This is a genomic window from Sphingobium sp. SG1, from assembly GCF_057063145.1.
This window is the reverse complement of record NZ_JBVVOJ010000003.1, coordinates 48416-72555: the sequence shown is the minus strand read 5'-3', so window position 1 is coordinate 72555 and position 24140 is coordinate 48416. Positions and strand designations below refer to the sequence as shown.

Genomic DNA, 24140 nt, shown 5'->3' with positions numbered 1-24140 from the left:
CATCCTCACGCCGCGCTTGCCACTCCGGGTAGACCCTGGCCCGGCAGGGGGGCGATGGCCGACACCGGCACCTGTCGGTCGGTCAGCGTGAGTGGCGCGGGGCGGTGCGAAATCAGGATAAGGCCAGTGCCGGTCCGGTCGAGCCAGATGCGCAGCCGGCTGATCAGAAGCGCCTCGGTCGCGGCATCCAGCCCCTCGGTCGGCTCATCCAGCAACAGCCAGGGACGGCCGGTCAGCAGCGCGCGTGCCAGCGACAGCCGCTTGCGTTCGCCGCCCGACAAGGTGCCGCCGGCTTCGCCCAGCCGATAGTCGATCCCGCCGGGCAGGCTGGCGATGCGCTGGTCGAGGCAGGCGACATGCAGGGCATCGACCATATCGGCCGCATCGATGCCGGGTCGGGCGAGGCGCAGATTGTCGGCGATGCTGCCGGCCAGCATCGGTGCATCCTGGGGCGAGAGGGCGAACTGGTCACGCAGTTCCGTCCCGGAGCAGGCTGCCAGCGGATGGCCGCCAAGCGTGACATCGGCCGTGACCGGACGCAGCCCGGCCAGTCCCTCCGCAAGCAGGCTCTTGCCGGAACCGGAGCGGCCAGTGACGGCGACGCGCGCACCGGGGCGCAATTCGACGTCGCCCAATCGGATGACTTGGGCTGTCGCGGCGGATGGCGCAGGCGCATCGTCCAGCGGCAGTGCATCAAGCGCGGCCAGCCGGGCGAGGCCGGCATCGACGCTGGCCTGGCGGAAGGCGGTGCGCGACAGTCCGGCCATCGCCTCGACCGCGCCGGCGCTGGCCAGTAAGGCAAGCGCGACCAGCGGCGCGGGCGCATCGGCGCCGAGCAACACCAGCATGACCGCGAGCGCGCTATAGGCCGCGAGCAGGGCGGCCTGCACGCCTTCGCCGATGAACAGGCGGGCGCGGGCCCGGTCAAGCCGGCGCGTGAGCGGTGCCAGTTCGGCTATCACTCGGTCACCCAGCCCATAGGCCGCAATTTCCGCGCGGGCGCTGGCCAGTTCGACATAGCGCGCGCGAAGCGCGCCGAGCGCATCGGCGGCCTGCTGCGCGGGGCCTTCGGTCAGGCGGCGGGCGAGGATGCGCAGCAGGGGCGGCAGGGCGGCGAGCATGACCGCCAGCAGCAGGGCCGACAGCCAGCCGCCGTTCGCCGCCAGCATCACGCCGGCCAGCGCCGCCATCAATCCGGCGATCCGGCTCGGCCGGCGCACCACCAGATCCTCCAGCGCGTCGATGTCGCCGGTCAGCCGCGCGGCGGCGTCGCCGCTGGACAAGGGCAGGGCGGTGCGACTGTCCTGCGCGGCGAGGCGCGCGAACAGGCTGGCGCGCAGCCCGCCCATGGCTTCGAGCGCGGCGCGATGCGACCAGAGCCGCTCGCCATAGCGCGAGACGGTGCGCAATATGGCGAGCAGCCGGATCGCCGCGCTGGGCACCAGATAGTTGAACGCCTGCACGGCGACCGTGCCGGCCGCTCCGGCCATGGCGGCGGCGGTCAGGAACCAGCCGGCCAGCGCCAGCAGGGCGATGCCGGCCAGCGCCGCAATGACGGCGCACAGCGTCGCGCGGCGCAACAGCGTGGCGGAGCCTGTCGCCTTGTCGAGCGCGATCCGGATCGGGTTCACAGCATCACCTCCATCCGCGCGGCGGCGGTCAGGCGATGATCGTGGGTGGCGACCAGGATCGCGCGCTCGGTCGACAAGGTGACCAGCAGGGCGATGATGTCGGCGGCGCTCTCCGCATCCAGATCGGCGGTGGGTTCGTCGCAGAGCAGAACGGGCCGTTCGGACAGGATGGCGCGGGCGAGGCCGATGCGCCGCCGTTCGCCGCCCGACAGGCCCGCCCCCTGATGATCGATGGCAAGGTCCAGCCCTTCGGGCCGCGCGGCCAGCATCGGCGTCAAGCCGACACGCGCGGCAACCTGCGCGATCTCGGCTCGGTCGGCATCGGGGCGGGCGAGGGCGATATTGTCGGCCAGGCTGCCGGGCAGCAGCAGCGGCCGCTGGGCCGTCCAGGCGATGCGCGCGGGATCGACCGGAGACAGTTCGCCCGAGGCCGGATCAATCTGTCCGGCGATCGCGGCGAGCATGCTGGTCTTGCCGCTGCCGGTCGGGCCGGTGAGGGCGATCAGGTCATGCGGCTTGAGCGTCAGGCTGACCGGGCCGATCCCCGAACCGATGCCGATCCGCAAATCCCTGAGATAGAGGCCATCGAACGGTGCGCTGGCCGGATGCAGCGCGGCCTCCACGTCCGGCAGGGCGCCGGTGATCGCCTTGTCCGCCGCTTCGCCCATCTGCTTGTCATGATAGGCCGCGGCCAGGCGGCGCATCGGCAAGTAGAATTCCGGCGCCAGCGCCAGCGCGAACAGCGCGGCGCGCAGGTCGAGCGCTTCAGGGGCGGGGAAGGGCAGCAGCCCAAGCAGCGCAAAGCCGCAATAGACCGCGACCAGCGCCACCGAGAGCGCCGCGAAAAATTCCAGCACCGCACCCGACAGGAAGGCGACGCGCAGCACCGCGCCGGTGCGGGTCGCCACTTCCTGCGCGGCGCCCGCCACCTGTCGGCTGATCCGTGCCTGCGCGCCATGATGACGGATCAGCGGCAGTGTGCGCAGCCGGTCGACGAACAGGCCCGACAATTCGGCCAAGGCTGCCAGTTGCCGCTCCGCCGCCGCGCGCGCGGCCGTACCGGCCAGCACCATGCCGAAAGCGAAGGGGATCAAGGTCGCCAGCATGATCGCGGCGCAAACCCAGCTGGCCGTCGCAACGATCGCCGCGACCAGCAGCGGGCCCAGCACCGCCGCCTTGCGGATCGGCAGGAAGCGGGCGCCATGCGCCTCGATCGCGGCGAGATGGTCGATCGCCAGCGTGGCATTCTCGCCCGCCAGCAACGGTCGGGCCAGCCGTCCGCCCAGCAGCCGGGGCAGCAACGTCGATCGCCGCGCGACGACGATGCGCTGGGCCGACCGGATCGCCTGGACATGGGCCAGCATCAGCCCGGCCGCACGCACCAGCCCGCCGGCCAAGAGCAGCAGCGGCGACAGCCAGCCGATCGCGACGCCATCGGCCAGCGCACTGACGCCCTGCGTCAGTCCCGCCGCGAAAAGAGCGGCGCCGATGATGTCGATGACCCAACCCATGCCTGCGGTTTTCCCTAGCTAGACCTTGCGTCCCATTCATTTAGGTTTTGCGGCAGAATATAATTTGATCTGTCTCAATGATGTAGCGCCGTCACGTCCATATTTCGCCAGCCAACTTGGTTCAGGGAAGAAAGGAGGTCGCGATGATAAGCATGGCCGTCGTTGAATTATCCAGGCTGCAATTCGCTCTCACAGCTTTATACCATTTCCTGTTCGTGCCCCTGACGCTGGGCCTTTCCTTCATGCTCGTCATCATGGAAAGCGTCTATGTCATGACGGACCGCCCGATCTGGCGGGATATCACCCGCTTCTGGGGCAAGCTGTTCGGGATCAACTTCGTCCTTGGCGTGGCCACCGGCCTCACCATGGAGTTCGAATTCGGCACCAACTGGGCCTATTATTCGCACTATGTCGGCGACATTTTCGGCGCGCCGCTGGCGATCGAGGGCCTGATGGCCTTCTTCCTGGAGGCGACCTTCGTCGGCCTGATGTTCTTCGGCTGGGATCGCCTGTCGAAGCGCGGCCATCTGCTCACCACCTTCATGGTGGCGCTGGGGTCGAACCTGTCGGCGCTGTGGATCCTCGTCGCCAATGGCTGGATGCAGCATCCCACCGGCGCGACCTTCAACCCGCAGACGATGCGGATGGAAGTGACCGACTTCATGGCGGTGATCTTCAATCCGGTCGCGCAGGCGAAGTTCGTCCACACCGTCAGCGCCGGCTATGTCTGTGCGAGCGTCTTCGTGCTGGGCGTGTCGGCCTTCTATCTGCTCAAGGGCAAGCATGTCGCCATTGCCAAGCGCTCCTTCACCGTCGCGGCCGCTTTCGGCCTTGCCGCGTCGCTGTCGGTCGTCGTGCTGGGTGACGAAAGTGGCTATGCGCTGACCGAGAACCAGAAGATGAAGCTCGCCGCGATCGAGGGCATGTGGCAGACCGAGCCTGCACCGGCCGGCCTGACCCTGTTCGGTCTGCCGTCCAACAGCGGGCGCGAGACCACGCATGAGATCAAGGTGCCCTATGTGCTAGGCCTCATCTCCACCCGCAGCCTGACCGGCGAAGTCACCGGCATCAACCAACTGGTCGACACCGCCAAGGTGCGGATTGCCGCCGGCATCATCGCCTATGATGCGGTCGAGACGCTGAAGGTCGATCGCAACGACCTGGTCGCGCGCGAGGCGTTCGAGCGCAACAAGGCGGATCTGGGCTATGCCCTGCTGCTGAAGCGCTTCATCGCCGATCCGCGCCAGGCCGATGCCGCGACGATCGAGAAGGCGGCCTGGAGCACCGTGCCCAATGTGCCGGCGATCTTCTGGATGTTCCGCATCATGGCGGGGCTGGGCTTTGCCTTCATCGCCTTCTTCGCGACCGCCTTTGCCTTCTCGTCGATGCGGCGGTTCGATGCGCGCTGGTTCCTGAAACTGGCCCTGTTCATGATGCCAATGCCGTGGATCGCGATCGAGGTCGGTTGGGCGGTGGCGGAAATCGGGCGCCAGCCCTGGGCGGTGGACGGCGTGCTGCCGACCTTCCTCGCCGCCTCCAGCCTGACGGTGCCGCAATTGTGGACCACCATCATCGGCTTCACCCTGCTCTACGGTATCCTGGCGGTGATCGAGGTGAAGCTGATGCTCGCCACCATCGCCAAGGGGCCGGAACGCTATGTCCCCTGGCGGCCTGACAGCCCCGCCGAGCCGGCGCCCGATTTTCGCGCCGTGCTCGCCGAATGACGCCCGCCAACCGGAGTTAGGACAATGACCATTCCGCTCGATTATGAAACGCTGCGCGTCATCTGGTGGCTGCTGCTGGGCGTGCTGCTGATCGGCTTCGCCCTTACCGACGGCTTTGACCTGGGATCGGCGGCCTTGCTGCCCTTTGCCGGCCGGACCGACGAGGAACGGCGCATGATCATCAACAGCGTCGGCGCCACCTGGGAAGGGAATCAGGTCTGGTTCATCCTGGGCGGCGGCGCCATCTTTGCCGCCTGGCCCTTCGTTTATGCCGTCAGCTTTTCCGGCTTCTATCTCGCGATGTTCCTGGTGCTGTCGGCGCTGATCCTGCGGCCCGTCGGCTTCAAATATCGCTCGAAGAAGCCGGATGCCCGCTGGCGGGCCGGCTGGGACTGGGCGCTGTTCGTCGGCGGCCTGGTGCCCGCTTTGGTCTTCGGCGTCGCGGTCGGCAATGTGCTGGTGGGCGCACCCTTCCGCCTCGATGGCGACCTGCGCATGTTCTATGAAGGATCGCTGCTGGGCCTGTTCACGCCCTTCACTTTGCTGACCGGTCTGCTGTCGGTCGCGATGCTGGTGCTGCATGGCGCCGGCTGGCTCAGCCTCAAGACGCAGGGGCCGGTGCTGCAGCGCGTGCGCCTTTATGGTCAGGGCGCGGCGATCCTGTCGATCCTGCTGTTCGCCATCGGCGGTCTGTTCGTCGCCTGGAGCGGCATGGGCTATCGCGTCGATGGCGTGATCGATCCCAATGGCCCGTCCAACCCGCATCTGGGCGGCGCGGTCGCGGCGGCGGGCGCCTGGCTCGACAATTATGCGGCGCATCCCTGGATGCTGCTGGCGCCGATCCTGGGCTTTGCGGGGCCGGTGCTGGCACTGCTGGGCATTCGTGGCCGGCGCGACACGTTGGTCTTTGCCGGCTCGTCGATCGCCAATGTCGGCATCATCAGCACCGTCGGCCTGTCGATGTTCCCCTTCATCCTGCCCAGCTCGATCGATCCGGGTTCCAGCCTGACCGCATGGAATGCCTCGTCCAGCCACGGCACCTTGTTCACCATGCTGATCTGCACCGTCATCTTCCTGCCGATCGTGCTGGCCTACACGGCCTGGGCCTACAAGGTGATGTTCGGCCGGGTGACCGACCGCGAAATCCGCCTCAACCCCGACTTTTACTAAGGATCCGACCTATGTGGTATTTTGCCTGGATATTGGGCGTGGGCCTGGCTGTCGGCTTCGGCATCCTCAATGGCGTCTGGCACGAGTTCCATTCGGAACCCGGCGAATATTGAACTGACAGATAGCGCCCCGGCGGTTTGACACAGCCGGGGCGTCGCGCCACCCCATCGCGGCCAGAAGAACGCAGGGGAAGGGCATGGACGAAGAGGCTGCAACCGCCCGCATCGCGCGCCGTCATGCCCAGATATTGGGCGATGCGCCCCGCATCGAAGCGCTGAGCATCGACGAATATAGCGCCGATCTCGACCCGCTGATCCGGCAGATGATTGCCATCAACCAGAGCATCGACGCGCGCGAAGCGGACCTGCTGACCGACGTGACCGATGCGCAAGCACAGGGGCAGGGTGACATGTCCGCTGTGTTGGCGCGCCTGCCCGAAATCATCCGTACCATGATGCGCCATCCCGCGCTGTTTGCCCGCCAGACGGATGTCGGCGTCACGCTGCTGACGCAGGGCAAGCTTTCCGCACGCGATCGGGAACTGGCGATCCTGCGCGTCGCCTGGCTCTGTCAGGCGCCTTATGAATGGGGCGAGCATGTGATGATCGCGCGCCATGCCGGCATCGCTCGGGAAGAGGTGGAGCGCATCGTGACCGGTTCGGTCGATCCGGGCTGGAACGACCATGACCGGGCGATCCTGCGCGCCGTCGAGGAACTGCATGGCGATGCCATGATCGCCGACGCGACCTGGGCCGTGCTGGCTGCGCGTCTGGACGAGGCGCAATTGATCGAACTGACGGTCCTGATCGGCCAATATCAGGCCGTGGCCTATTATCAGAACAGCCTCAAGCTGCGCCTGCACGGCGGCAACAAGGGGCTGTCCGCCCGATAGGCCCGGCCGTCAGGTCGGTTCAGTTGGCCGGTTCAGCCGATCCTTTCACTCGGCATGTTTCGGGGCGGGACTGTCCACCCTGACGAAGCCGTGCGGGGTCTGGACCCACTGGCCGGCCTTCTTGCTGGTCGGCGTGAAGGCGACGCGGGCTTGGGGGCTGCTAGCGCTACGAATTGGCTTCATGGCTGGATACTCCCTGTTCCTTTTCATTCTATCCAAAATCACGCTGAACGAACCTCGGGAATAGTACGGGGATCGTCTATTTTCGGGATATTTTGTCGGATTGGATATTATTGCGGCCTTGAAATGCAAATTCACAAGTGCCCCTTTTGTTCCTAAGGAAAATCGCAAAATTGGCATGGTTTGGGTGCATCGCCGCTGTGATTGGTTTGTCCAAATTGGTCATGCCAACTTGTGGTGCCGCAGGCGCCGGGTTAGCCTCCCGCAAAATCGAGGGAGGATGCCGTGACGAAGGGCCGCATGTTGATGGTGGGAAGCCTGTCCCTGCTGGCGATGACGGGCGTGCTGCTGGGCGCGGCCACGCCTCCCGCCGACCCGGGCCGCTTTGCTCAGGTTGCGCAGGTCGATGACCAGTATCAGGCCTATAATGTCGAGATGGTGGAGGTGGTAGGCGGCCGCTTCTGGGCGCCCTATCCCAAGCCGGGCGAGGCGCGGCCCCAGCCGGCAGCCGGCGGCAGCGGCGGCGTCGATATCGCCGCCGTCATGTTCCGCAAGCGCGAGCCGATCGACCTGACCGGCGACACGCGGCTGCGCAACCTCGCCCGCGCGCTCGGGCCGACCTATGTGCGCGTGAGTGGCGGCTGGGCCAATGCGGTCTATTTCCATGACAGCGATACGCCGCCGCCCGCCACGCCGCCCAGGGGCTATCAGAGCGTCCTGACCCGTGCCCAATGGGCCGGCGTCGTCGACTTCGTGAAGACCGTCGGCGGCAAGCTGGTCGTGTCCTTTCCGGTAAGCGACGGCGCGCGCGATGCGTCGGGCCTGTGGGATCCCGATCAGGCGCGCCGGCTCAACGCCTATACCAAGAAGTTGGGCGGCCATATCTACGCCGCCGAACTCATCAACGAACCCAATGCGGGGTCTATGGTCGGCTTGCCAAAGGGCTATGATGCGGTGGCCTTCGCCCGCGACATGGCCGTCTTTCGCGCGTTCCGCGATGCCGATGCGCCGCAGATGAAGATCGTCGGGCCGGGCAGCACGGGCGAGGCCGGCTTCGTCATCATGCCGCGCAATATCGGCGTGGTGCCGACCGACGCACTGATGAGCGCCGAGCCTCGGGCCAGGGTCGATATCTTCTCCTATCATTTCTACGGCACCGTCTCGAAACGCTGCGCCGCGATGGACAAGAGCGCGGGGATCAGCCCGGACCAGGCGCTGGACGAGGACTGGCTGGCGCGCGCCGACAGCACGGCGACCTATTACAAGGAACGGCAGCAGCGTTTCGCGCCCGGCACCGATATCTGGATCACGGAAACGGCGCAGGCGGCCTGCGGCGGCGACGCCTGGGCAGCGACCTGGCGCGACAGTTTCCGCTATGTCGATCAGTTGGGGCGGCAGGCGAAGCAGGGCGCGACCGTGGTCTTCCACAATACGCTGGCGGCCAGCGACTATGCGCTGATCGATGAGGCTACAATGATGCCGCGCCCGAGCTATTGGGCGGCGGTCCTATGGGCGCGGCTGATGGGCAATGTCGTGCTGGATACGGGCCAGAACGCGGGCAAGCTGCATCTCTACAGCCAGTGTCTGCGCGGCACACCGGGCGGCGTCGCGCTGGTCGCGATCAATCTCGATACCGCCAATCCCGCCAGCCTGTCGCTGGCCGGCAAGGCGACCCGCTACACCCTGACCGCCGACAATCTGGACGCGGGCAGCGTGAAGCTCAACGGCCGGACGCTGGCGGTGGGGCAGGACGGGGTCTTGCCCAATCTCAAGGGCGTCGCCGCGCAAGGCATGCAGTCGCTACCAGCGGCGAGCATCAGCTATCTCGCCTATTCCGATGCCCGCAACCCGGCCTGTCCCTGACGCCTGATACGGCGCCGGGCGGGCCGGGAAGGGGCTGTCCGGCGCATCAGGCCAGGGCCAGGGCAAAGGCGCCCATATGGGCGATGATGGCGCAGCACATGATGGCGATCGCGCCCTTGGTGCTCAGAAAATCGGTCATGGTCGGTCTCCTTGGCCGGTCGGTGCGGATGATCCATTCATCGGCCCGCCGGTATGAGAGGGAGCGATGGCAGCCCACGATTGACGGGCAAGCGGCTTTTCGTCACGCAGGGAGAACAGAAGAAAAAGCGCGGAAAACCGGGCCCTTCGCGGTTCGCGTTTCGCGAATGGAGAGGGGGATTGCGTGAAACGTCTCCGCCGTGTGCTGCTCGAACTCTGGGCGATGCTGCCGGTTGCGGCGGTGGTCGGCTTTCTTGGCCCCTTTGGCACCTATTTGTCGGGCGACTTCCTGCTGCGTGCCGGGCGTTGGTGGATCATGCTGATGGGCGCCTATATCCTCGCGCGGCCGACGCTGATCGCCTGGCGGGCGATTGCGCGGGCGACGCGGTTGCCGCGCGGGTCGCTGGTCTTCTGGGGCATGGTCGCCTCCAGCTTTCCCATGGCGCTGATCTGGCGGCTGGTCGGGCGGGACGAGGTGCGACTGCTGGGCGGCTATGCCGGCCTTTTGCCCTTCACCTTGCTCTGTTGCCTGCTGGTGATGACCGTCGCCTGGTGGGCGGAGCGGGCGGACGCGCATCTGCTGCGCTATTATGACGATCATATGGGACCGGCCTCACCCTTCGTGTCGCCATCGACCGATGGTGCGCCGCCGCTCACGCCGATGGCGGGAAAGCAGGTTCGCCTTCATCAGCGTCTCAGTCCGGCTTTCACTGGTCCCATAATCGCCCTGGAGAGCGAGGATCATTATGTCCGCATCCATGGACCGCATGGCAGCGAACTGATCCTGATGCGGCTGCGCGACGCCATTGCGGAGATGGATGATGTGCCCGGCGCACAGACCCATCGCAGCTGGTGGGTTGCCAAGGCGGCGCTTGCCGACGGAGCAAGCGTGAGCAAGGGCCGGGAAATCCGGCTGACCAACGGTCTGTCCGCGCCGATCGCGCGCGATTCCCTTGATCCCCTGCGTCAGTCCGGTTTCCTGTCGGACTGACGCGCGCGGGTCAGAGAATCAGGTTCAGCGCGACGATGATAAGGATCGTCGCCAGGATCGTGCGCAGCACCGCTTCGCGCACATGCGAGGCGAGCAGGCTGCCGACGATGATGCCGGGGATCGACCCGATCAGCAGCGATGCCAGCAGCGACATGTCGACCGTGCCCAGCCACCAATGGCCGATGCCGGCCACCAGCGTCAGCGGCACGGCATGGGCGACGTCGCTGCCGACGATCCGGGCGAGCGGCGTGCGTGGATAGAGGATCAGCAGCGCCGTCGCGCCGATCGCGCCGGCCCCGACCGAGGTGATGGTCACCGCCACGCCTACGATCACGCCCAGCAATATGGTGAGGTTGCGGGTGGTGGCGGGGCTGCGATCCTGGCCATGGGTGCGCGACCAGGCCGTGATCCGATCGCGGAACAGCAGCACCAGGCCGGTGAGAAACAGCATTACCCCCAGCGTGACCTTGATCGGATCGACCACGGCGGCCGACGGCGGCCCCATTGCCTTGAGCGCCATCAGCGCGCCGATCGCGGCCGGCATCGACCCCAGCGCCAGCCAGCCGACGATCGCCCAGTCGACCGACCGCTTCCAGCCATGAACCAGGCTGCCCACGCTCTTGGTGACGCAGGCATAGAGAAGATCGGTGCCGACGGCCGCAGCCGGGTGGAAATTGAACAGCAGCACCAGGATCGGCGTCATCAGCGATCCGCCGCCAACGCCGGTCAGCCCGACCAGCGTGCCGACGATGAAGCCCGTCAGGGAATAGAGCGGATTGATCGTCACGGCCGCTCCTGCGGTGCATGACGACAGGCGGTGCGACCCATCATGGCGTCACCTAAGGGCGTTTGCGCTGCCCATGCAAGTCCCTGCACTCGATCCATATCCCTGCGTCCCCCTTATGTTTCGCGGTGGGACATAGCGGACGCCATGGCGGGGTGAAACCCGCCCCTTGCTTGAGGGGGGTGATAGCTTTGCTATGGACGGCGCGCGCCACATATCGCTCCCGCGGCTGTCTGGCCTGCATCTGAACGCCTAGCGTGCCGGGATAAGCGACAGGAGCAGGATATGGTGGAACGGGCACGGGTGGCGGTGGTGACGGGCGCGAGTTCGGGCATCGGCAAGGCGATCGCCAAGGCCATGGCGCGGCAGGGCTGGCGGGTGATCGGCACCGGTCGCGATCCCGAGCGGCTGGCGGCTGCAGAGGCTGAGATAGCGGCGGAGGCTGCCGGCGCGCCCGTCACCATGTTGCGCGCCGACCTGTCGCTGCTGGGCGGCGCCGCCCAACTGACCCAGGATATCGCCGCGCTGACCGACCGGGTCGACCTGCTGTTCAACAATGCCGGCGGCATGACCGATAAGCTGGTGATGACGGACGAGGGGCTGGAGGCGAATTTCGCCGGCAATCATCTGGGGCCGTTCCTGCTGACCCAGCGCCTGTTGCCGCTGTTGCGCAAGGCGGCGCAGGATCAGCCGGCGGGCGCGGTGCGCATCCTCAACACCGCCTCCGACGCCAGCGAGATGATCCCGTCGATCAACCTGGACGACATGCAGAATCTGGAACGGTTCAGCCCCGGCATGGCCTATTGCACCGGCAAGCTCGCCAATGTGCTGTTCGCCCGCGCGCTGGCCGATCGGCTGGCGGGGGAGGGGATCGTCGCCCATGCGGTCCATCCCGGCGCGGTCGACTCGAACTTCTTTTCGCATGCGCCGGCCGATACGCAGGCGCGCTCGCGCGGGCTCGACAAGGCGAGCGAGGTGGAGGGAGCGGATACGCTGGTCTGGCTGGCGACTGCCCCCGAAGGGGCGGCCAGCAATGGCGGCTATTGGTATCGCCGCGCACCGCGCACGCCCAACACGCTGGTCGAGGATGCAGCGATCGTCGATCGCTTCTGGCAGGAAAGCGAAAAGCTGATCGCGGCGCATGGCCGCTGAGAAAGCAAGGCGCCCCGGACCGGCAATCCCCATCGCCGGTCCGGGGCAGTCCCTCCCCCAGGGAACTTATTCCGGCACCTTCACCTGCGCCAGGCGCGGCGAAAGCAGGTGGATCGCCAGCAGGGCGATGAAATAGGCGCTGCCTGCGACGGCGAAGAGCGGCGCATAGCTGCCGATGCTGTCGAGGATATAGCCGGCATATTTCGCCATCAGCATGCCGCCGATCGCGCCGGCCGTGCCGCCGATGCCGACCACCGATCCGACCGCCGCGCGTGGGAACATGTCCGACGGCAGGGTGTAGAGATTGGCGGAAAAGGCCTGGTGCGCGGCGGTGGCGATGCCGATCACCAGCACCGCGACCCACAGATTGTCGATCGACTGGGCAAAGAAGACCGGAGTCACTGCAGCGGCACAGACCAGCATGGTCAGCTTGCGCGCGGCGTTGACGCTGTGCCCGGCCTTCATCAGCCGTCCCGACAGCCAGCCTCCGGCCACGCTGCCAAGGTCTGACAGCAGATAGATGGCGACCAGCGGCGGGCCGAAGCTGATGAGGTCGAGGCCGTAGCGCTCGCCCAGATAGCCCGGTAGCCAGAAGAGGAAGAACCACCAGATCGGGTCGATGCAGAATTTGCCGATGGCATAGGCCCAGCACTCCTTGACGCTGATCAGCCGGCGCCAGCCGATCGGCGTGACCGGATCGGCCGGATCCTGCTGGATATAGGCAAGTTCGGCGGCGCCGACGCGCGGATGCTCCTGCGGCCGGCGATAGAAGATCAGCCAGGCGGCAAGCCAGACGACGCCGAATATGCCGGTCGCGATGAAGGCGAAGCGCCAGCCATATTGGATGGTCAGCCATGGCACCAGCAGCGGCGTGATGATCGCGCCGACATTGGCACCGGCGTTGAACAGGCCGATCGCGAAGGCCCGTTCCTTCTGCGGGAACCATTCGGCCACCGCCTTGATGCCGGCGGGGAAATTGCCGGATTCGCCGACGCCCAGGCCGAAGCGGGCGAAGGCGAACTGGGTCACGCTATGCACGCCGCCATGGGCGACATGGGCGATCGTCCAGATGATGATCGCGACGGTATAGCCCAGCCGCGCGCCGATCGCGTCGACCAGCCGGCCAAAGCCCAGATAGCCGATTGCATAGGCCGCCTGGAACCAGAAGACGATATTGGCATAGTCGGTTTCCGACCAGTGCATCTCGGCCGCCAAAGTGGGCTTCAGCACGCCGATCATCTGCCGGTCGACATAGTTGATCGCGGTGGCGGCGAACAACAGCCCGACGACCACCCAGCGATAGCGCCCGACCCTCTGGGTTGCTCCGGCGACGGCCTCGTTCATTCTCTTCCTCTCCTCTTGCCCTGCGGCCTTGTCAGGCGGCCGCTTGGGGGCGGATGACGCAGTGTGTGGTGCCGAGCGGTCCGAAGTCCGCAACCACCGTCTGCCCGACGCGCACTTCATGCACGCCGGTGACGGCGCCTGTCGATATCCATGCGCCCGGTTGCAGCCTTATGCCGCGCGCGGCGAGATTTTCGAGCAGGAAACGCACGGAGCCGATCGGCCCGTCGGGGAAACTGACCGCGCGGCCGGTGCCGGCGACGACGCCATCGATGCTCAGGCTGATGTCGATCTCGGCGAAGGTCAGGCTCTGCCAGTCCGGCACGGCCGCGCCGATCAACAGGCCGTTATTATTGCCGAAATCCGAAACGGTGACGGCCGGACCATGCTCGTTGATGCCGGTGAAAGGCGAACTGGCGATTTCCAGGCCGATATGCACGGCGTCGACCAGCGCGGCGGCTTCCTCCAGGGTGAAGCTGGTCTGCGCGGGGTCGGGCGCCTGTCCGATGCGCAGCAGGAATTCCGCCTCCGCCGCGCCAAAGCCCTGGGCAAAGACCAGCCCGGTGGCATCGGGTGTCAGGGCATGGATGGTCGGGGTGAAGATCGGCCCGGCCAGCCGATCGGCGCCGAAACGCTCGACCAGCGGGGCGGGCACGCGGCCGACCTTCCAACCGCCGACCGGCGCATCGACCAGCGCTATTGCCTCCGCCTGGATTGCATAGCCGTCGGCCAGGCTGGGCGGGATCGGGCCGGGATAGTCGGAAAAGCCCGTCGCCTGCTGTCGGGCGGTGACGAAGGCGCGCGCAATGGCGGCAGGGGAAGCGGCGGTCACGATGATCCTCTCGGCTGGTTCTTCCTCTCGGGATGCCTGCAAGAGTAACCGGTGTCAATAGATTTGCCGAGCGACGCATATTGCGCTGGTTGCGGGCCATAAGCGCGCTATAAAAGGGCCATGACAAAGACACCCAGGGATGAGGGCGCCACCGCCAAGCTGACGATCAACGACATTGCCCGCATGGCCGGCGTGTCGAAGAAGACGGTCAGCCGCGTCATCAACCGATCGCCGCTGCTGAACCAGGAAACCCGCGGCAAGGTGGAGGAAATCATCCGCCAGACCGGCTATGTCCCCAATCCGCAGGCTCGCGCGCTGGCGCTGGGGCGCAATTTCCTGATCGGCCTGATCTACGACAATCCCAATGCCCAGATGGTGCTGAGCATGCAGAAGGGGATATTGGAAGCGCTGCACGGCACCGAGTTCGAGCTGGTGGTACGCCCGGTGGACAGGGGCGCGGCGATGGTGATGGAGGATATCCATAATTTCGTGACGCGCCAGCGCCTGTTCGGCGTCGTCGTGCTGCCGCCGCTCTCCGAAAATGACAGTCTTTCCAAGCTGTTCGATGATGCCGGCTGTCGCTATGTGCGCATGGGTTCGGCCCTGCTCGACGATCCTGAACATATGGTCGCCTCCAACGACCGCGATGCGGTGGCCGATGCGGTGCGCTATCTGATTGCGCAAGGGCATCGGCGGATCGGCCTGATCGCCGGGCCGCATGGCTTCCGCTCGGCCAAGGAACGGCGCGAGGGCTTTGAAATGGCGCTGGCGGAAGCCGGCATCAGCCTGCCGCGCAGTCTGGTTGCGGACGGGCAATATACTTTTGAATCAGGGGTTTCTGCTTCCGAAAACCTGTTCGACCTGACTTCGCCGCCCACCGCGATCTTTGCCAGCAATGACGAGATGGCGGCCGGCGTCCTCTATGCCGCGCGGCTGCGCGGGATTGAGGTGCCGGAACAATTGTCGATCATCGGCTTCGACGATACGCCGCTCACCACCCGCGTCTGGCCGCCGCTGACCACGGTGCGTTGGCCGATCGCGGCCATGGGGCGGGCCGCCGCGCTCAAGCTGATCGGCACCGCCATCGGCGAGGAGGCGGAGGTCAGCGAGCCGTCGCTGTTCAGTTCGACGCTGATCCGGCGCAGTTCTGTGGCGCCGCTCGCATCCTGAAGGTTGACACCGGTTTCCAAATTTGCTTCCCAAGGGAGAAATTTCAGACAAACGGGTGAGGATATCATGTTCGACAAGACCTATTATGCGACCCACCCCGACATGATGGAGTGCGTGTCGAACGAGGAACTGCGGGATCGCTATCTGATCGGCGGGCTGTTCCGTGACGGCGAATGCGTGCTGAACTACACCCATGCCGAGCGTTTCGTGATCGGCGGCGTGGCGGTGGCCGATGCGCCGGTGAAGCTGCCGGCACAGACCGAGCCGGCTTCGGCGGCGGGCCATCCCTTCCTGGAGCGGCGCGAACTGGCGATCGTCAATGTCTCGGGCGTGGAAGGCACCGTGACCGTCGACGGCGAAGTCTTCACGCTCGGCAACAAGGATTGCCTCTATGTGACGATGGGCGCGAAGGACGTGGAGTTCGCCGGCGCCGGCGCGCGTTTCTATCTCGCCTCCTGCCCGGCGCACAAGGCGTTCACCACCCGCAAGCTCGGCATCGCCGACGCCAATGCGCTGGAGCGCGGCAGCCTGGAGGAATCCAACGAACGCACCATCTTCCAGCTCGTCATCCCCGGCATCTGCGACAGCGCGCAGCTGGTCATGGGCCTGACCGTGCTCAAGCCCGGTTCGGTGTGGAACACCATGCCCCCGCACATCCATGAGCGCCGCAGCGAAATCTACTTCTATTTCGAGCTGGATGGCGATGCCGACCGCGTCTTCCATTATATGGGTGAGGGCGACGCGATGCGTCACATCGTCATGGCCAATGAGGAAGCGGTGATCTCGCCGCCCTGGTCGATCCATATGGGATCGGGCACCAAGGCCTATGCCTTCATCTGGGCGATGGCTGGCGAGAACCAGGACTATACCGACATGAACGTGCTGGACATCTGCCAGCTGGCCTAAGCCAGAAGGGGGAGAGGCTGTTACGCCCTCTCCCCTCACATGCCCTCCCCTAACCCCTCCCGCAAGCGGGAGGGGGATTTGGAGCTTATATGAGCACTATCTTCGATCTGACCGGCAAGGTCGCCATCGTCACCGGCGCCAATACCGGCATTGGCCAGGCGATCGCGCTGTCGCTGGCCGCAGCTGGCGCCGACATTGCGGCGGTGGGCCGCACCCCGGCGGAAGAGACCGTCGAAAAGGTTCGCACGCTCGGCCGCAAGGCGGAGATCGTCTCGGCCGATCTGTCCAGCATCGAACCAGTGCAGCGCGTCGTCGACGAGACGATCGAGAAACTGGGCGGGCTCGACATATTGATCAACAATGCCGGCATCATCCGCCGTGCCGACAGCGTCGACTTCACCGAGGAAGACTGGGACGCGGTGATCGACACCAACCTCAAATCCACCTTCTTCCTGGCCCAGGCGGCCGGGCGGCACATGCTGGCGCAAGGCAGCGGCAAGATCGTCAACATCGCCTCCTTGCTGTCGTTCCAAGGCGGCATTCGCGTGCCGAGCTATACTGCGTCGAAGAGCGGCGTCGCCGGCCTCACCAAGCTGCTGGCGAACGAATGGGCGGCCAAGGGCGTCAACGTCAACGCGATCGCGCCGGGCTATATCGCGACCAACAACACCGCCGCGCTGCAGGCCGACGAGACCCGCAACCGCCAGATCCAGGAACGCATCCCGGCCGGCCGCTGGGGCGACCCCAGCGACATTGGCGGCGCGGCCGTGTTCCTCGCCTCGCCGGCCGCCAATTATATCCATGGCCACATCCTCGCCGTCGATGGCGGCTGGCTGGCCCGCTGATATCCCGTCCTGCGCCTGCCTCCGGGCCGGCGCAGGACGAACCTGATCCAAGAGGAGGGCTCAGCCTCCCGTTTCATCACAGGAGGACGGATGCCCAATATCGACCGGCGGAGCGCGTTGACCGGGGCCGCGGCCTTGCTGGGCGCCGGTCTCGCTCGCCCGGCCCATGCTGCCGCCTCCAGCATCGTGACCACCCGCAAGGGCCGGGTCGCCGGCACCCGCGAGGGTGGCCTCCATGTCTTTCGCGGCCTGCGCTATGGTCAGGATACCGCGTCGCGCCGCTTTCAGGCACCGCTTGCGCCCGATGGCTGGACCGGCACGGCCGATGCCAGCGCCTTCGCGCCCTCCTGCCCGCAACAGGGCAAGCAGGAACCGGAGAGCGAGGATTGCCTGTTTCTCAATATCTGGACCCCCGGCCCGGACCCGCGCGCCAGACGGCCGGTGATGCTCTACATCCATGGTGGCGCCTATTCCAACGGCTCCGTGGTCGATCCGCTGACCTATGGCGACCGGCTGGCTGCACAGGGCGATGTCGTGGTCGTGACGGTCAACCACCGGCTCAACATTTTCGGCTATCTCTATCTCGCCCGGCTCGATCCGCGCTTCGCCGACAGCGGCAATGCGGGCCAGCTCGACCTCATCCTCGCGCTGCAATGGGTGCGCGACAATATCGCGGCCTTTGGCGGCGATCCCGGCAATATCCTGGTGTTCGGCCAGTCGGGTGGTGGCGCGAAGATCGCGACGATGATGGCGATGCCCGCCGCTGCCGGCCTGTTTCACCGCGCCATCACCATGAGCGGGCAGCAGGTGACGGCTTCCGGCCCGCTCAACGCGACGAAGCGGGCGCAGGCCTATCTCGCCCGACTGGGCGTAAAGGCCGATGACCTGTCATCTTTGCTGTCACTTTCGACGGCGCAACTGGTGGAGGGGCTGGCAGCGCAAGACCCGATCCTGGGTGGCGGTCTCTATATGGGCCCGGTGCTCGATATGACGCATCTTGCGCGCCATCCCTTCTGGCCCGATGCGCCGCCCCAGTCGCAGGCGATCCCGATGATGCTGGGCAACACCCATGACGAGACCCGTGCCTTCATCGATCCCCATGGCCCCAGGCTCCAGGGGCTGGATTGGTCCAACCTCGCCGCCCGGATGGCGCCGGAACTGCGCATGGACCTTTCGCCCGAATGGATCGTTGCCCAATATCGCGCGCGCTATCCCGACTGGTCGGCGGAGCGCATCTTCTACGCCGCGACCACGGCCGGGCGCAGCTGGCCGGGGCAGGTGCTGGAGGCGGAGGCGCGCGCCCGCGCCGATGCGCCGACCTGGGTCTATCAGGTCGACTTTGCCTCGCCGACCCAGCCCGAACGCGGCGCGCCGCACACCATGGATATCGCGCTCGCCTTCGGTACGCTCGATGCGCCGGGCAGTTTCACCGGCACGGGTGCAGGTGCGCAGGCTGCGTCGCGCGCGCTGATGCAGCGTTTCCTGGCCTTCGCTCGGCGCGGTGATCCCAATGGCAGCGGAATGGCGCCCTGGCCGCAATATCGGCTGGACGAACGCCAGACGATGATCGTCGATGTCGACAGCCATGTGGAAAGCGATCCGCGCGGCTGGGAGCGGGAACTCTTCGCCCGCGTCCCTTATATCCAGCCGGGCAGATGAACGCTGTTCGTTGCCGGGCCGCAACCAAAAGGGGGCGGGCGCGTTGAGTCCGCCCATGCAGTTGGAGGAACCGCATGGATACGCAGGATATCGATTATGTCTCGGAACGCGGCGAGCTGCATTTTCTCGCCGCTCTGGTCGATGAGCTGATGCGCCGGCTGATGCTGTCGGGTGTGCTCAGCCAGGCCGAACTCAACGCGATCGAGGCGGATGTCGCCAAGCGCATCGGCAATGTGCCGCGCGCCTGGTAACTTGCCTGCTCAGTGAACCACCGGATAGCTGATGATCAGCGCCAGCGGTTCCTTGCCGACCTGCCGGATGCCGACCTTGGCATCCTTGTAGAGATAGGCGGCCATGCCCGGTGTCAGCGGCTTTTCCACGCCGTCGGACGTCACCACGCCTTCGCCCGACAGGACATAATAGACCTCGTCATGGGCGATCGGGTGCACGCCGATCGCCGCACCGACATGCAGCACGCGCTTGCGGAATTCCATGCTGCGCGGCTGCGGCACGGCGTCGCTGATGCGATAGGCGGTCGACATGCCGATCTCGCCATGGGGCGGCGGCTCGTCGCGCATCACCTCGCGCTCGTCGACGACCACCATCGGCGGCGCGGCGGCCGCCGCCAAAAACAGCATCAGGCTCATGGCTTTGGCTCCTGTCGCATCATCTTGTCGCGGTCCGACAGATGTTCGGTCGTCTCGTCCTTCTGGCCGGGATAGCGGCCTGATTTCGGCTCCATCGTTTCGAGGTTCCAGTCGCCCTCGACAAAGGGCGCGCGGGTCGGCGCGAACTTGGGATAGCCGCCCACCTGCTTCTCATTGTCGATGATCTCGCCGCGTCCTTCGGCGACGAAGAACAGCACGCGCAGATCGTCGGCATCCCGGTCCCACGGGCGGGCGCCCGCGCGCCACAGCACGTGGGTCTCGACATCGCGCACCGGCAGAACGTCCAGCCCCTGCCACCAGGTCGGCGGCGTCTGCGTCTCGATCAGCCTGGCCTTGGTCTCGCCATAGCGGCCGAACATCGGCAATGGCTTGCCGAACTTGTCGACCGCCAGATTGTCCTTGCCATAATATTCCAGGTCGCCGTCGCCGCCCAGCGTCAGGAAGGGCAGGTCGATTGCCGTCGATACGCCGCCGCGCATGACATTGCCGACCGCCGCCAGCTTGCCATTCTGATAGGGATGTTCGCCCCATTCCAGCGCCATCAGGTTGTAATGCACGCCGCGCTCGCCCGGATCATAGATGATGTTGTTGACCACGGCGGCATGGACGCCGCCCTTCAGCAGGGGGTTGCGCTCGACATTATGGGCGTAGATGTTGCGATAAATCAGGATGTTGGTCGCGTTGTCGTGGATCAACGTCCCCTTGCTATGCTCGCCTTTGGGATGGCTGGCATTGGCCAGGCCCTCGGCCGCCAGATTATAGGAAAAGGTGATGTTGTGCGCCGTGTTGGCGCGCCACTCGTCGGGCGTCTTGCCGTTGAAGCGCGGGCCGGACGCCGACATATTCTCGTCGATCGCCCAGGTGAAGCTGCAATGGTCGACGATGATGTCATGGCCGCCGACCACCGACATGGCATCCGCCTCCCATCCGCTCAGCAGCGGCTGGTCGTCCACCCCGGTGCGCACGCGGATATGGCGCATGATCACGTCATGGGTGGCGATGTCGATGCCCGACCGGATCAGGGTGATGCCGGGGGAGGGGGCGGTCTGGCCGGCAACGGTCAGATGGGGTTCGCGGATGGTGATGGTCTGGCGCGCCATGTCGATGACGCCGCCGACCTCGAACACGACGATGCGCGGGCCCTTTGCTTCCAGTGCCGCCTTCAGGCTGCCGGGGCCATCGGCCGCCAGCGTGGTCACGCGGATGATGCGGCCGCCCCGGCCGCCGGGCGTTGCCGATGCCCAGCCGACGGCGCCGGGAAACGCGGTCGTTGCGCTGGATGCGCTGGTCTTGGCCGAGGCGGCGGATAGGGTTGCGGGCAGGGGGATCAGGGCAAGGCCGGCAAGCGGCAGGGCGATCAGTCTGGCGGTTATTTTCATGCTTCCGAAGGCTCCTCTCCTGGCGAGACTTGCACCGTGACGGCGATGATGCAAGCAATTTGACACCGGTGTCGAATCTGTTTGCAGTCATTGTGGCAGCGAGGCGAAGGCGCGGGCTGCTCTCCGCCATTCTACGCCATGTGGCCCATATTGCGGTGCAAAATGGCTCGATATGGACGCTTTTCCTACAGGAGGGTGCGGAAAATCGCCGCGAGCGCTGGCCTGGCAACTTCAGACATAATTGCCGCAATGATCATTGACATCGATCCGCAGTCGGGTCACAAGTTTCTGACACCGGTGTCTTCAAGGGGACAACATCGGGCCGCACCCCCAAAGAGGCGTGGCGGAAATATGGAGGGATGTTTCTATGATTGCGTTCGTACAGGCTTCGTCCGCCCGGAAATGGCTGTCCGCAGCCTCGACCCTGGCATGCGCCATCGCCTGCGTTTCCACCGCTCAGGCCCAGTCCGTGCAGGGCGATGCCGCGGTTGCGCCGGATCAGGGGCAGGCGGATGCCGCAGCCCAGGAATCCGACATCATCGTCACCGGTTTCCGCCAGTCGCTGGGCGCGGCGATCAACCTCAAGCGTCAGTCGGTCAGTTCGGTCGATGCGATCGTGGCGGAGGATATCGCCAAGTTCCCCGACCAGAATCTCGCCGAATCCCTGCAGCGTATCCCCGGCATCTCGATCCAGCGTGACGGCGGGGAAGGGCGCGCGATCACCGTGCGCGGCCTGGGCGCGCAGTTCACCCGTGTGCGCGTCAACGGGCTGGAAACCGTTGCCACCTCGACCGATGGTGCCAGCTCGAACCGCGATCGTTCCTTCGATTTCAACGTCTTCGCGTCCGAGCTGTTTAGCTCGCTGGTCGTCCACAAGACCGCCGAAGCCTCGTTGGACGAAGGCTCGCTTGGCGCCGTGGTCGATCTCAACACCGGCAATCCGCTCGGTGGCAAGGAAGGTCTGACCCTCGTCGGTTCGGCGACCGCTTCCTATAATGATCTGGCCAAGAATTGGGGGCCGCGTCTGGCCGGCATCGCATCCTGGAAATCGGCCGACGGCCGCTTCGGCGTCGCCCTGTCGGCGGCCTATTCGACGCTCGATACCAAGGAACTGGGCAATAACAGCGTGCGCTGGGCCCAGGCCCGCTTCGACAATGTCGATGGCACTCCCTGCTTCACCCAGCCCAATTCGGGCGGCACCTATGTCAAGAGCGCGGCCTGCGATGCGGCGGCCCTTTCCTTCCACCCGCGCATCCCGCGCTATGGCGAGGTGCGTCATGATCGCGAGCGGCTGGGCCTGACCGGATCGATCCAGTTCGCTCCGACCGACGCGACCAAGATCTCGATCGATGGCCTCTATTCGCGCTTCAAGGAAACCCGCGAGGAGAAGTGGGGCGAGGTGCTGCTGCGCTCCAACGAGCGGTCGATCAATGTCGTCAATCCGGTCTATGACGATAATGGCAACATGATCTCGGCCACGCTCAACGATGCCTGGGTCCGCACCGAACATTATCTGCGCAAGTCGAGCACCGAATTCTATCAGATCGGCGGCACCTGGGACCAGGATGTGACGGACAAGTTCCGCTTCACCCTGCTGGGCGGCCTGTCCAAATCCAACGCCGACATTCCGGTCGAAACCACGGTGGTCTTCGACGATCGCGATGCCCAGGGCTATAGCTATGACTATAGCGACATGAAGCATCCCAAGCTGACCTTCGGCACCAGCGTGACCGATCCGGCCAATTTCCAGCTCGCCGAAATCCGCGACCGTCCGTCCAACACCACCAACCGCTTCAAGACCGCGCAGTTGCGCACCGAATGGGACGCGGCGGAGGGGCTGACCGTGAAGGTCGGTTCGATGTGGCGCCGGTTCGACTTCAAGACCGTCGGCTATCAGCGCGATACCGCGGTCTGCGGCAATGGCGGCAAGGATCTGGTGCTGGGCACTATCACCTGTTCGCCGACCAGCCTGTTCGGCCCGAGCGCCGTCTATGGCTTCCAGGCGACGCCGGAATTGAGCGAACTCTTCACCCTGGGCAAGGCGGGTCAGCCGTCGGGCACCACCACCCAGTGGCTGATCCCCAATCTGGACACGGCGACCGCCTACACCAAGCTCTATGACCGCGCGCTGGCGCTGGACGTCGGCAACAACCGGTCGGTGCGCGAGGAAGTGACCGGCGGCTATTTCCAGTTCGATGCCAAGGGCGACCTGTTCGGCCTCGAATATGCGCTGAACGCGGGCATGCGCTATGCCAAGACCGATCAGCGCTCGACCGGCCTCAATGGCGGCATCCCGGTGACGATCAAGCGCAGCTATGAGGATTGGCTGCCGGCCGCCAACCTGGCCCTGTTCCCGACCGACAAGCTGGTCATTCGCGCGGCGGTGGCCGATGTGATGACCCGCCCGACGCTGGGCAGCCTGACGCCGGGCGGTTCGGCCGACGGCTTCCAATATCGCGTCAGCTACGGTAACCCCTATCTCAACCCCTATCGCGCGACCGCCTATGACCTGGCTGTCGAATGGTATTTCGCGCCCCAGTCGCTCTTCTCGGTCGCCCTGTTCAAGAAGGATGTGCAGAGCTTCCCGGTCGCCGCGACCATTTCCAACGCGACCTTCGCGGAAACCGGCCTGCCGGCTTCGGTGCTGGTCAGTTCCTCGCCCGCCGCGCTCAATCCGGCGCTGCAGGCGGAACCGATCTGGACCATCGCGACCACGGTCAACGGCACCGGCGCCTCGCTCAAGGGGGCGGAAATCGCGCTGCAACTGCCCTTCACCTTCCTGCCGGGCATCTTCAAGCATTTCGGCATCCTGGCCAACGCGACCTTCATCGACTCCAACGCCACCTATAATGTGTCGGGACCGGCGGTCGTGCCGGGTGGCGGCCTGGTCAATGTCGCGCGGGACAACACGTTGTTCGGCGTGTCGAAGCGGGCCTATAACGGCACCCTCTATTATGACGACAATCGCTTCAGCGCGCGCGTCTCGGCCAGCTATCGCGGGCCTTACAGCGATCAGAACAGCGGGACCGGCAACGTCTTCGAAGGCTATAATTCGACCGTCAATGTCGACGCCTCGGTTCGTTACAAGGCGACCGACTGGCTGGAATTCACTCTCGACGGCATCAACCTGACCGATGAATATCGCGGCCGCTACACCGACCTCGATGCCAATCGCAACTATGAGTACAACCATTTCGGCCGCACCTTCCAGTTCGGCGCGCGCGTGAAGATGTAGCCTGTTCTTTCGGGTCGCGCCGTCACGGGCCAGCCGCCTTCTGCACGAGGTGGCTGGCCCTTTTTCTTG

21 protein-coding genes are annotated in these 24140 nt (G+C 65.7%); 13 read left to right on the top strand and 8 right to left on the bottom strand.

Features of this window, described 5'->3' with window-relative positions; genetic code table 11:
• Positions 1–5: 5 nt before the first annotated feature.
• A complete protein-coding gene (locus AC0KVN_RS08300; RefSeq protein ID WP_435566642.1) occupies positions 6–1631 on the bottom strand; it encodes an ATP-binding cassette domain-containing protein in 1626 nt (541 codons plus the stop codon).
• A complete protein-coding gene (locus tag AC0KVN_RS08295) occupies positions 1628–3142 on the bottom strand; it encodes an ATP-binding cassette domain-containing protein (protein ID WP_435566641.1) in 1515 nt (504 codons plus the stop codon). The genes AC0KVN_RS08300 and AC0KVN_RS08295 overlap by 4 nt, the downstream gene beginning before the upstream one ends.
• 143 nt (positions 3143–3285) lie before the next feature.
• Here AC0KVN_RS08295 and AC0KVN_RS08290 point away from each other — a divergent pair, with 143 nt between their 5' ends.
• The 4 genes from AC0KVN_RS08290 to AC0KVN_RS08275 all read left to right on the top strand — a co-directional run bounded on the left by AC0KVN_RS08290 (position 3286) and on the right by AC0KVN_RS08275 (position 6928).
• Entirely contained in the window at positions 3286–4866 is a 1581-nt protein-coding gene (locus AC0KVN_RS08290; RefSeq protein ID WP_435566640.1) for a cytochrome ubiquinol oxidase subunit I, read from the top strand.
• A 24-nt stretch (positions 4867–4890) separates the two neighbouring features.
• Positions 4891–6036 carry a cytochrome d ubiquinol oxidase subunit II gene (gene cydB / locus AC0KVN_RS08285; protein WP_048938870.1) on the top strand — a complete coding sequence of 382 codons (1146 nt, stop codon included), beginning with the start codon at positions 4891–4893 and terminating at the stop codon, positions 6034–6036.
• 11 nt (positions 6037–6047) lie between these two features.
• Entirely contained in the window at positions 6048–6149 is a 102-nt protein-coding gene (gene cydX / locus AC0KVN_RS08280) for a cytochrome bd-I oxidase subunit CydX (protein ID WP_004207768.1), read from the top strand.
• 83 nt (positions 6150–6232) lie between these two features.
• Complete coding sequence (locus AC0KVN_RS08275) at positions 6233–6928, top strand: carboxymuconolactone decarboxylase family protein (protein ID WP_435566639.1); 696 nt, start codon at positions 6233–6235, stop codon at positions 6926–6928.
• A 45-nt stretch (positions 6929–6973) separates the two neighbouring features.
• Here AC0KVN_RS08275 and AC0KVN_RS08270 read toward each other — a convergent pair whose 3' ends face one another.
• Positions 6974–7111: a hypothetical protein gene (locus tag AC0KVN_RS08270; RefSeq protein ID WP_004207766.1), complete on the bottom strand. Its 138-nt coding sequence runs from the start codon at positions 7109–7111 to the stop codon at positions 6974–6976.
• A 282-nt stretch (positions 7112–7393) separates the two neighbouring features.
• On the opposite strand from AC0KVN_RS08270, the gene AC0KVN_RS08265 reads away from it, so the two are divergent.
• Positions 7394–8971, top strand: coding sequence for a glycosyl hydrolase family 79 N-terminal domain-containing protein (locus tag AC0KVN_RS08265; protein ID WP_435566638.1), 1578 nt, complete (start codon positions 7394–7396; stop codon positions 8969–8971).
• Between the two features lie 322 nt (positions 8972–9293).
• Positions 9294–10100 (top strand): LytTR family DNA-binding domain-containing protein, encoded by an 807-nt coding sequence (locus tag AC0KVN_RS08260; protein WP_435566637.1) that lies wholly within the window; start codon positions 9294–9296, stop codon positions 10098–10100.
• A 10-nt stretch (positions 10101–10110) separates the two neighbouring features.
• Here AC0KVN_RS08260 and AC0KVN_RS08255 read toward each other — a convergent pair whose 3' ends face one another.
• Complete coding sequence (locus AC0KVN_RS08255) at positions 10111–10887, bottom strand: sulfite exporter TauE/SafE family protein (RefSeq protein WP_048938866.1); 777 nt, start codon at positions 10885–10887, stop codon at positions 10111–10113.
• Positions 10888–11169: 282 nt separating this feature from the next.
• On the opposite strand from AC0KVN_RS08255, the gene AC0KVN_RS08250 reads away from it, so the two are divergent.
• Positions 11170–12036 (top strand): SDR family NAD(P)-dependent oxidoreductase, encoded by an 867-nt coding sequence (locus tag AC0KVN_RS08250; RefSeq protein WP_278987882.1) that lies wholly within the window; start codon positions 11170–11172, stop codon positions 12034–12036.
• 66 nt (positions 12037–12102) lie between these two features.
• Here the strand turns inward: AC0KVN_RS08250 and AC0KVN_RS08245 are convergent, their stop codons facing one another.
• Together AC0KVN_RS08245 and AC0KVN_RS08240 are read right to left on the bottom strand one after the other, a co-directional pair.
• Positions 12103–13380, bottom strand: a complete 1278-nt coding sequence (locus tag AC0KVN_RS08245) for an MFS transporter (RefSeq protein ID WP_435566636.1) — start codon at positions 13378–13380, stop codon at positions 12103–12105.
• 31 nt (positions 13381–13411) lie between these two features.
• On the bottom strand, positions 13412–14209 hold the full coding sequence (locus AC0KVN_RS08240) for a 2-keto-4-pentenoate hydratase (protein WP_435566635.1): 798 nt from the start codon (positions 14207–14209) through the stop codon (positions 13412–13414).
• A 120-nt stretch (positions 14210–14329) separates the two neighbouring features.
• On the opposite strand from AC0KVN_RS08240, the gene AC0KVN_RS08235 reads away from it, so the two are divergent.
• From AC0KVN_RS08235 to AC0KVN_RS08215, 5 genes are all read left to right on the top strand, one after another.
• On the top strand, positions 14330–15379 hold the full coding sequence (locus AC0KVN_RS08235) for a LacI family DNA-binding transcriptional regulator (protein ID WP_435566634.1): 1050 nt from the start codon (positions 14330–14332) through the stop codon (positions 15377–15379).
• Positions 15380–15445: 66 nt separating this feature from the next.
• Entirely contained in the window at positions 15446–16285 is an 840-nt protein-coding gene (kduI, locus tag AC0KVN_RS08230) for a 5-dehydro-4-deoxy-D-glucuronate isomerase (RefSeq protein ID WP_017500956.1), read from the top strand.
• A gap of 89 nt (positions 16286–16374) precedes the next feature.
• Complete coding sequence (gene kduD, locus AC0KVN_RS08225) at positions 16375–17130, top strand: 2-dehydro-3-deoxy-D-gluconate 5-dehydrogenase KduD (RefSeq protein ID WP_483656057.1); 756 nt, start codon at positions 16375–16377, stop codon at positions 17128–17130.
• Between the two features lie 90 nt (positions 17131–17220).
• Entirely contained in the window at positions 17221–18789 is a 1569-nt protein-coding gene (locus tag AC0KVN_RS08220; RefSeq protein WP_483656056.1) for a carboxylesterase/lipase family protein, read from the top strand.
• Between the two features lie 74 nt (positions 18790–18863).
• Positions 18864–19040: a hypothetical protein gene (locus AC0KVN_RS08215; RefSeq protein WP_163000274.1), complete on the top strand. Its 177-nt coding sequence runs from the start codon at positions 18864–18866 to the stop codon at positions 19038–19040.
• A 9-nt stretch (positions 19041–19049) separates the two neighbouring features.
• On the opposite strand, the gene AC0KVN_RS08210 is transcribed toward AC0KVN_RS08215, so the two are convergent.
• Together AC0KVN_RS08210 and AC0KVN_RS08205 are read right to left on the bottom strand one after the other, a co-directional pair.
• The gene (locus AC0KVN_RS08210) at positions 19050–19436 is read right to left on the bottom strand and encodes a cupin domain-containing protein (RefSeq protein ID WP_435568879.1); all 387 of its coding nucleotides are present in this window, start codon (positions 19434–19436) and stop codon (positions 19050–19052) included.
• Positions 19433–20836, bottom strand: a complete 1404-nt coding sequence (locus tag AC0KVN_RS08205; RefSeq protein WP_435568880.1) for a pectate lyase family protein — start codon at positions 20834–20836, stop codon at positions 19433–19435. Before AC0KVN_RS08205 ends, AC0KVN_RS08210 begins: the two co-directional genes overlap by 4 nt.
• 367 nt (positions 20837–21203) lie before the next feature.
• Between AC0KVN_RS08205 and AC0KVN_RS08200 the strand changes: the two genes are divergently transcribed.
• A complete protein-coding gene (locus tag AC0KVN_RS08200; RefSeq protein WP_483656055.1) occupies positions 21204–24071 on the top strand; it encodes a TonB-dependent receptor in 2868 nt (955 codons plus the stop codon).
• Positions 24072–24140 lie beyond the last annotated feature (69 nt).